This window comes from Amycolatopsis sp. 3B14, assembly GCF_050958625.1.
GTDB lineage: Bacteria > Actinomycetota > Actinomycetes > Mycobacteriales > Pseudonocardiaceae > Amycolatopsis_E > Amycolatopsis_E thermoflava.
Genome location: NZ_JBHZEN010000125.1, coordinates 1 through 8,267, shown reverse-complemented (window position 1 = coordinate 8,267; position 8,267 = coordinate 1). Strand labels below are relative to the sequence as shown.

Sequence of the window (8,267 nt, the reverse complement as noted above, 5' to 3'; positions counted from 1 at the left end):
GCTTGCTTTTCGTTGCCGGGTTCCTGTTTTAGCTCTTGTTGAAGCGTGGTGTCCAGCTGTCCTTTGTGGTCAGGTTTGGTAGTGCTGCTCGGTATCGTTCGGTGGCTTGGTCTGCTTCCTTGCGGAATCGGAGAAGTGTTTTCGCGCCTTCGGTGGCCAGTTTCCTCGCCAGTGCCCGGTCCCGCTGCCGAATCTTCACCCCCTCTTGCGACGGGTCCGTCACCACCGCCCGGTCGAACAGCGCCACATGCCACCACTCGCTGTCCCGCGCCGAAACAGCCGCCTCCCCATGCGACTTTCCCAGCAGGTGCCACGCGATTCGCTTCGCCATCACCAGTCCTGGGCGCGATGGCTCCGGTCCGGATCGGACAGTGCGCGTGCCGGCAACCGACGATACCGGCCGCAGCTGGGTTTCCGGGTGTTCCAGGCGCAGCTTTCGCACCGCCGCCACGGCTTGCGCGCCGCCGTCCGACAATACCTCCGGGCCGCGCAGGAAGTCCTCTATCGCCAGGATGAGCGTCGCGGCCAGGGCGTACCTCATCGACACCAGGTAGCGTGCCAGTTCACCCGCCAGGAAAGCCGCGGTTCCTTGGAAATCGCCGTGCAGGGCGGCCACGATCAGGCCGTTGCGGACGCTGAAGTACCGCGGCCAGTCGTCCCAGTCCTTCCACCAGAAGTCGGCGTGCCAGACTCCGGCGCCGGCCAGTGTGATGCTCGGGTGGCCGGCGGCCCGGGCTCGCAAGCCGTACTCGATGTCGTCCCACTGGAAGAACATCGGCAGCGGCAAGCCGATCGACTCCACCACCTCGGGCGGCACCAGGCACGTCCACCACGCGTTGTACTCGCCGTCCACGTGCAGGTCCAGCTTGTGTTCCCGCAGGTCCACGTCCTGGAAAGCGCCCGGCACCGGACGGCCCGCTCGCAAGCGTGGCAGGTCCGCATACTCGGCCGCCACCTGCAGGCGGTGCGGGTGCAGCAGTTGCAGCATCTGCGAACCGACGATCGCCGGGGCCACGGTCAGCTCGGCGAACGCGATCAGGCGCAACACCGTTTCCGGCTCCAGCACGATGTCGTCGTCCATCAGCACTACATGCGGGCGACGACCCTCGGTCATGGCCTCGCTCAACCCGCGCGCGAACCCGCCCGCGCCGCCGAGGTTCGGCTGCCGCACGTACCGCAGCTTCCCGCCCAGCCCGGCGCGCTCGACGGGCGCCGGATCGCTGCCCTGGTCCACCACGAACACGGCGTCCAGCGCGTCCAGGCACTCCCGGTCCGCGGCGAGCGTCCGCAGGGTCGCGACGCACTCCTCCGGACGGTTGTGGGTGCACATCGCGACCACCGCGCCGTGACCCCGGCCCGGGCCCGGCACCAGCCACCGGACGTCGTCGATCCGCAGCCGCCGGTTCTCTGTCGCGGCCTCCAGCCACAATCCGCCACCGTCGGCGAAACGATTCAGCTCGGCCGTCAGTTCGGCGTATTCCGATTCCGCCGAATGGACGCGTGCGGAATCCACAGTGCGTTCCCGGCCGAGGCTGTCGGACGCCATCAGGAAAAGCATTCCCGACCCACGCGCCCGCACCCGCAGCGTCACCCGCGGCACATCGGTCCACCGCTGCCAGTGACTGGCCGGGAAACGGCCGAAGTACGTGTTCGTGCTGATCCGCGCGTGTGGCTCCAGCGCGAAGGCGGTGCGGCTCGCGGTGGCCGATCCGGCGACGGTCTCCCGGTACAGCTCGGCCGGTTCCCGGTCCCGCGGCGGCGCGAAGAATGTGCGCTGCGCCGTTCGTTCTCCGATCATGGGCGTCACGTCCTCGGCGTCGAGAATTGCGACACCCTAACCGATTTCAGGGCAGCGTGTACGCCAAAACGAAGTGGTGGTCCGGCCGGATTTCCCCGCGGCCGCTGATCCCGGTCAGCTCGTCGCGTCCGGAGCCGGGGACGATGGTCCACTCGCCGCCGGTTTCCTCGCCGAGCGAGGTGGCGTTGTGGGTCAGCAGGAAGCTGCCCTTGCGCCCGTGCAGGCTGCATTCGAACCGCTCGACGCCCACGTAGATCGCGCCCGCCTCGCCACCCGGCGCGGGCTCGACCTGGAGCATGATCGCCTCGACGACGCTCGTGCCCTCCAGGTCGCCGCTGAACTCCTTCAGCCACCGTGTCCTGGCCATCGACCCGCCGGTCCACTCGCGCGGGGTGGTCTCGCTGTTCTCACTGGTGAAGGTGCTTTCCGCGCGTGTCGTCATGCCCGCACGCTAGGCGAGCGCCGTCAGCCGGTCTTGAAGAAACGCGACTAGGCTCGGGGCGTGGTCGAGCCGGTCGAGCGGGACAGCCGCGGCATCCTGCACCCGAACGCGGGGCTGCGGCGGTTCGAGCTGACCCGGTACGCCCCGTCGCCGGGCGTGGACCGGTTCGTCGACCGGTACTGGCTCGTGTCCTGGGACCTGCCGGACGTCCACGAGCAGCACATCCTCGTGCACCCGGTGGTCAACGTCGTGTTCGACGAGGGCCGCGGCATGGTCAGCGGCGTGCAGACCCAGCGCTTCACGCGCCGGCTGTCCGGGCGCGGCCGGGCGCTGGGCGTGATGTTCCGGCCCGGCGGGTTCCGCCCGTTCCTGGGCAGGTCGATGGCCACGATCACGGACCAGGTCCACCCGGTCGCCGACGGTTTCCCGGCACTGCACCGTGCCGAGCCCGCGCTGGCCGAAGCGCTCGCGGGCGACACCGGTGGCGACGAGATCGCCGCGATGCTCGACGAGGCCCTCGCCCCGCTGGTCCCGGCCGAGCGCCAGCCGTCGGAGGACACCACGGCCCTCGCCGAACTCGCCGCGCGCGACCGCGACCTGCGGCGCGTCGAGGACCTGGCCGCGCGCGGCGGGATGAGCGTGCGACAGCTGCAGCGCGCGTTCGCCGACCACATCGGTGTGAGCCCGAAGTGGGTGCTGCGCCGGTACCGGATCTACGACGCGGCCGAGCGGGCGGCGCGCGACGAGTCCGTGGACTGGGCCGAACTGGCCGCCGACCTCGGCTACGCCGACCAGGCCCACCTGACCCGCGAGTTCACCGCGGTGGTCGGTGAGCCGCCGGGCCGCTACGCCCGCCGCTCCTGACCGCACCCGTGCCGCATGGCCACCTGCTATATTGCAATGAGAACAACGGCATTGCAACATGTGCAACGGAGGCGGGCGTGGACGTGCTGACGGTCGGCGAGACCATGGTCATGGTCACGCCCGAAGCGGGCGGCCGCCTGGTCTCGGACAGCCGCTTCCTGCTGCGGCCCGGCGGCGCGGAGTCGAACGTCGCGGCCCTGCTGGCCCGCCTCGGGCACAAAGCGGCCTGGGCGAGCGCGCTCGGTGTGGACCCGCTCGGCGACCTCGTGCTCGACGACCTCCAGCGGCACGGCGTCGACACGTCGCTGGTCCGTCGCGACGAGCGACGTCCCACCGCGGTCTACTTCAAGGACCCCACCCCGGACGGAACCCGCGTCTACTACTACCGCGCAGGCTCCGCCGCCTCCGCGATCACGACCGCCGACATCGCGCACTGGACCGCCCACCCGGCGCGGCTCGTGCACGTCTCCGGCATCACGGCCGCGCTGTCCGAGGAGGCCCGCGAAGCCACGCGCGCGCTGATCCGCGGCCCGGGCCTGGTCAGCTTCGACGTCAACCACCGCCCGCGGTTGTGGCACGGCGACGCGCCCGAGGTCCTGCGCGAACTGGCCCAGGACAGCGACATCGTGTTCGTCGGCCGGGACGAGGCGGAGGCGTTGTGGGGCACGAGCGACGCGGAGAGCGTCCGCGAACTCCTCGACCGCCCGCGCTACCTGGTGGTCAAGGACGCCGCGATCGAGGCGGTCAGCTTCACGCCGACCGGGGTCCACCGCGCGCCGTCCACGAAGGTCGACGTGGTGGACGCCGTCGGGGCCGGGGACGCGTTCGCGGCCGGGTGGCTCAGCGGCTTCCTCGACGACCGCGACGAGCTGACCCGCCTCCGGCTCGGCCACTACGCCGCCGCCCGCGTGCTCGAATCGCCGTCGGACTTCGCCGAGCTGCCCCCGGCCGCCGACATCATCGGAAAACTGGTCTGATGTCCCAGACCGTCGCCCGCGCGATCGACATCGTCGCGTTCGTCTCCCGCCGCCACCGCACCCTCGGCGAGATCGCCGACCACCTCGGTGTCCACAAGTCGACCGCACTGCGGATCCTGCAGACCCTGGAGGAGGGCGGGTTCGTCCGGCGCGTCCCGGACAACCGCTACGCGATGGGGTTCCAGCTGATCGCCTACGGCCAGCTCGCGCTGGACCAGGTCGAGGCGCGCGCCCTCGCCCGCCCGGTCCTGCAGGAGCTGGGCGAACGCTGCGGGCACACCGTGCACTTCGCGGAACTGGTGGGCGACCGGGTCGTGTACGTGGACAAGATCGACGGCCGCGGCAGTGTCGCGATGGGGTCGCGTATCGGGCTGCCGGCGATTCTGCACACCGCCGGCGTGGCGAAGGCGATCCTGGCGCACCAGCCGGACCGCGAGCGCTGGCTGTCCCTGTGCGACTACCAGCGCTTCACGCCCACCACGGTCGCCGGCCCCGCGGAGCTGTCCGCCGAGCTGGACCGCGTCCGCGAACGCGGCTGGGCCGAGGACGACGGCGAACACGAGGACTTCCTGAACTGCCTGGCAGTGCCGGTGCGTGACGCGCGGGGCCAGGTGACGCACAGCCTGTCCGTCACCGCGCTCAAGGTCGTCGCGCCGCTGGCCGAACTGCGTGCACACCTCGACGAGTACCGGACCGCCGCCCACCGGATCTCCCGGGCACTGGGCTGGGGAGGAGACGACCATGGATCCCGCTGACTTCTTCGCCGCACACCTCGGCCGCAACCCCGTGCTGGGCATCTTCCGCGGTCTCGATCCACAACAGACTGTGGAGATGTGCGTGCGCGCCTGGGACTTCGGGGTGGAGCTGGTGGAGATCCCGGTGCAGACGCCGGACGCGATGCCGTCGCTGCGTGCGGCTGTGGCCGCGGCGGCCGAGCGGGGCAAGAGCGTCGGCGCGGGCACGGTGACCACAGTGGACCAGCTGGTTGCGGTGCGGGAGATCGGCGCCGAGTTCACCGTGGCGCCCGGGCTGCACCCGGAGGTCGTGCAGGAGTCGCACCGGCTCGGCCTGCCGCACCTGCCCGGCGTGGCGACGGCGACCGAGATCGCGAGCGCGCTGGCGCTGGGGAACACATGGCTTAAAGCGTTTCCGGCGCGGCAGTTGGGGACGGGCTGGATCGCGGCGCAGTTGGCTCCTTTCCCGTCGGTGCGGTTCGTCGCCACGGGTGGTGTCGATGCGGGCAATGCGGCGGACTTCCTGGCCGCTGGTTGTCGTGGCGTGGCGGTCGGTTCGGCGCTCGCGGACCCGGATGCGCTGGCCGCCCTGAAGGCGGCTGTCGGAGGCTGATCAGGTTCACCAGGACAACGCGGCGGCCTCCTGAGCGCGCCTACCGCAGGCTGAGCAGGTCCACCACGTCGGTGAGCCGCTCGTTCACCGCGAAGGCGCGTCGCTGGCATTGGGCGCCGTTGCCGTGCTCGTGCACCCACGCCAGCGACTCCAGCACGAAGTCGAGGTCGCCGGTCTCGGTGAGTGCGCCGCGGACCCGTTCGACCAGCTGGCTGACCAGCGCCGGGGCCGGGGTGAGGCGCCCGGTCTCCGGGTGCAGGGCCGAGCCGTCCAGGCCGTCGCGCGCCGCGCGCCACAGGTTGGCCCGCAACACTTCCCCGGGCACCGGCGGCGGCGGAACGTCCAGTTCGGACATCGCAGTGAGCACGAGCCCGCGCACCACGGCCGCGAGGGTGGCCGCCTCTCGGGCCGTCGCCGCGACGTCGCTGATGCGGAACTCCAGCGTCGGGCGCTTCTCCGACAGCCGGATGTCCCAGTAGATCATGCCCCGGTCCAGCATCGCGCCGGATTCGAGCATCGCGGCGACACGGGACTCGTACTCGTCGAGCGAGGCGAACACCGGAGGCGGGCCCGCGGACGGCCAACGCGACCACAGCACGTGCCGCCAGCTGCTGTACCGGGTGTCGTGGCCGCTGTCGAACGGCGAGTTCGCGGTCAGCGCGAGCAGCACCGGCAGCCACGGCCGGACGTGGTTGCTGATCCGCACCCCGGTGCCCCGGTCCGGGATCTTCACGTGCACGTGGCAGCCGCACGTGGTGCCGGTGCGCGCGATCATGCCGAAGTGCTCGCCCATCCGCCGGTACCGCGGAGTCGGGGTGAGGGCGGGCGGGTGCGCCTCGGCCAGCGGCGGGGTCGCGCTGGCGATCAGGCGCAACTGGCGCTTCGCCGCCTCGCCCGCGAGCCGGGAGCGGAAGTGCGTGAGCTGATCCAGGAGTTCGCCCGCGCCCCGGCAGACCTCGCTGGCCAGCTCCACCTGGCTGCGCGCGAGTTCCCGCTGCACGTCGCCGTCGGGGCGCTCGAAGGCTTCGACGATCTCCGGACCGCGGTCCGACAGGTGACCCCGATCGTCGACGAGCAGGAACTCCTCTTCGACGCCGAACGTCGGTATCTGCTCCACCCTCGCCCTCCTCGTTGGTGGCCGGTGTTTACCCGCTTCCCGGCTCTTCAAGCCCGGCCCCGCCCCGGGTTTGCCATCCCGGCAAAATTTCTTGTCACCCGCGGCCGGTCGCGCGGATAGTCGCGGTCATGGACGAGAAGTACGACGTTGTGGTGGTGGGTGGTGGAGCGGCGGGGCTGGCCGGCGCCCTCGCGCTGGCCAGGGCGCGCCGGTCGGTGCTGGTCGTCGACGCGGGCGACCCGCGCAACGCGCGAGCCGGACACGTGCACAACTATCTGGGCCGGGAGAGTACTCCACCGGCCGAGCTGGTCGCCATCGGTCGCGACGAGGTGACCGGGTACGGCGGCGAGATCGTCACGGGCACGGTCACCGCGGCCGAGCGGACCGCGGACGGTTTCGAGGTGACCCTCGACGACGGCCGGTCGGTCCGCGCGCGCCGGCTGCTCGTGACCACTGGACTGGTCGACGAGCTGCCGGACATCGACGGTGTCGCGGAGCGGTTCGGCCGCGACGTCCTGCACTGCCCGTACTGCCACGGGTGGGAGGCGCGGGACCAGGCGATCGGCGTGATCGGCGGGAACCCGATGGCGGTGCACGCGGCTCTGCTGTGGCGGCAGCTCAGCGCCGACGTGACGTTGTTCCGGCACCGGGCACCCGAGCTGACCGACGAGCAGCGCGAGGAACTGGCCGCCCGCGGGATCCGGGTGGTCGAGGGCGAGGTCGCGGCCGTCGAGGTGGACGACGACCGGTTGACCGGGGTGCGGATGCGGTCCGGCGAGGTCGTGCCGCGGCAGGTGGCCGTGGTCGCGCCCCGGTTCACGGCGCGGGCCGGGCTGCTCACCGCGCTCGGGGTCGAAGTGTCGGAGCAGGTCGTGCAGGACCACGTGATCGGGAGTTACGTCGCCGCGGACCCGACCGGCGCCACCGCGGTGCCGGGCGTATGGGTCGCGGGGAACGTCGCGAACGTGACCGCGCAGGTGATCGTGTCGGCGTCCGGTGGACTGACGGCCGGTGCGGCGATCAACGCCGACCTGGTCGCGGAGGACACGCGCGCGGCGGTCGCCGCGCACCGGGCCGGGGTGTTCGCGGACGAGAGCGACGTGAGCGAACTCGTTGGAGGGGCACGGCGTCATGGGATCTGAGGAGTACGGCGAGGAGTTCTGGGAGGAGCGGTACCGCTCGCACACCGCCGTCTGGAGTGGACGGCCCAACCCGCAGCTCGTGGCGGAGGCCGGGGACCTGCCGCCGGGCACGGCGCTGGACATCGGCGCGGGCGAGGGAGCCGACAGCTGCTGGCTCGCGGAGCGCGGCTGGCGCGTGACGGCGCTGGACCTGTCGGAAACCGCGCTGCGACGCGGATCCGAGCACGCCGCGGCGGCCGGGGTCGGGGACCGGATCGAGTGGGAGCGGGCCGACGTGCGGACCTGGGACCCGGGCGACCGGCGGTTCGACCTGATCTCGGCGCAGTTCCTGCACCTGCGCAACACGGAGCTGCGTGACCTGGTCGGGCGCTTCGCCGGTTGGCTCAACCCGGGCGGCACGGTGCTGCTGGTGCACCACGACGCGCGCGACCTGCACACCACGATGGGGCGGCCGCACGTGCCCGAGCGGTTCAGCAGCGCGGAGGAGGTGGCGAGCTGGCTGCCCGGCGAGTGGAGCGTGGAGGTCGCCGAGGCGCGGCCCCGGGAAGCCACGGACCCCGACGGCAAGGCGGTGACCATC

9 protein-coding genes are annotated in these 8,267 nt (G+C 71.8%); 6 read left to right on the top strand and 3 right to left on the bottom strand.

Annotated elements, in window-relative coordinates; translation table 11 throughout:
• Positions 1-28: 28 nt before the first annotated feature.
• Positions 29-1,798 (bottom strand): glycosyltransferase, encoded by a 1,770-nt coding sequence (locus ACCP09_RS39925; RefSeq protein WP_433754289.1) that lies wholly within the window; start codon positions 1,796-1,798, stop codon positions 29-31.
• Between the two features lie 46 nt (positions 1,799-1,844).
• Complete coding sequence (locus ACCP09_RS39920) at positions 1,845-2,240, bottom strand: DUF3224 domain-containing protein (RefSeq protein ID WP_027934330.1); 396 nt, start codon at positions 2,238-2,240, stop codon at positions 1,845-1,847.
• Between the two features lie 60 nt (positions 2,241-2,300).
• On the opposite strand from ACCP09_RS39920, the gene ACCP09_RS39915 reads away from it, so the two are divergent.
• The 4 genes from ACCP09_RS39915 (at position 2,301) to ACCP09_RS39900 (ending at position 5,428) form a co-directional block, all read left to right on the top strand.
• Positions 2,301-3,104: an AraC family transcriptional regulator gene (locus ACCP09_RS39915; protein WP_433754287.1), complete on the top strand. Its 804-nt coding sequence runs from the start codon at positions 2,301-2,303 to the stop codon at positions 3,102-3,104.
• A gap of 77 nt (positions 3,105-3,181) precedes the next feature.
• The gene (locus ACCP09_RS39910; RefSeq protein ID WP_433754285.1) at positions 3,182-4,081 is read left to right on the top strand and encodes a sugar kinase; all 900 of its coding nucleotides are present in this window, start codon (positions 3,182-3,184) and stop codon (positions 4,079-4,081) included.
• Positions 4,081-4,836 (top strand): IclR family transcriptional regulator, encoded by a 756-nt coding sequence (locus tag ACCP09_RS39905; protein ID WP_027934333.1) that lies wholly within the window; start codon positions 4,081-4,083, stop codon positions 4,834-4,836. The genes ACCP09_RS39910 and ACCP09_RS39905 overlap by 1 nt, the downstream gene beginning before the upstream one ends.
• On the top strand, positions 4,823-5,428 hold the full coding sequence (locus tag ACCP09_RS39900) for a bifunctional 4-hydroxy-2-oxoglutarate aldolase/2-dehydro-3-deoxy-phosphogluconate aldolase (RefSeq protein WP_433754282.1): 606 nt from the start codon (positions 4,823-4,825) through the stop codon (positions 5,426-5,428). The genes ACCP09_RS39905 and ACCP09_RS39900 overlap by 14 nt, the downstream gene beginning before the upstream one ends.
• 40 nt (positions 5,429-5,468) lie before the next feature.
• Here the strand turns inward: ACCP09_RS39900 and ACCP09_RS39895 are convergent, their stop codons facing one another.
• The gene (locus ACCP09_RS39895) at positions 5,469-6,545 is read right to left on the bottom strand and encodes a carboxylate-amine ligase (RefSeq protein WP_027934335.1); all 1,077 of its coding nucleotides are present in this window, start codon (positions 6,543-6,545) and stop codon (positions 5,469-5,471) included.
• A 128-nt stretch (positions 6,546-6,673) separates the two neighbouring features.
• Here ACCP09_RS39895 and ACCP09_RS39890 point away from each other — a divergent pair, with 128 nt between their 5' ends.
• Positions 6,674-7,687, top strand: coding sequence for an NAD(P)/FAD-dependent oxidoreductase (locus tag ACCP09_RS39890; protein WP_378335645.1), 1,014 nt, complete (start codon positions 6,674-6,676; stop codon positions 7,685-7,687).
• On the top strand, positions 7,677-8,267 hold a 591-nt coding region (locus ACCP09_RS39885), incomplete at its 3' end, for an SAM-dependent methyltransferase (protein ID WP_433754280.1). The genes ACCP09_RS39890 and ACCP09_RS39885, both read left to right, overlap by 11 nt.

Excerpts from the sequence above, each read along its gene's own strand:
- ACCP09_RS39925 (WP_433754289.1), bottom strand. The coding sequence starts at position 1,798 with ATGATCGGAGAACGAACGGCGCAGCGCACATTCTTCGCGCCGCCGCGG.
- ACCP09_RS39920 (WP_027934330.1), bottom strand. The coding sequence starts at position 2,240 with ATGACGACACGCGCGGAAAGCACCTTCACCAGTGAGAACAGCGAGACC.
- ACCP09_RS39905 (WP_027934333.1), top strand. The coding sequence starts at position 4,081 with ATGTCCCAGACCGTCGCCCGCGCGATCGACATCGTCGCGTTCGTCTCC.
- ACCP09_RS39900 (WP_433754282.1), top strand. The coding sequence starts at position 4,823 with ATGGATCCCGCTGACTTCTTCGCCGCACACCTCGGCCGCAACCCCGTG.
- ACCP09_RS39890 (WP_378335645.1), top strand. The coding sequence starts at position 6,674 with ATGGACGAGAAGTACGACGTTGTGGTGGTGGGTGGTGGAGCGGCGGGG.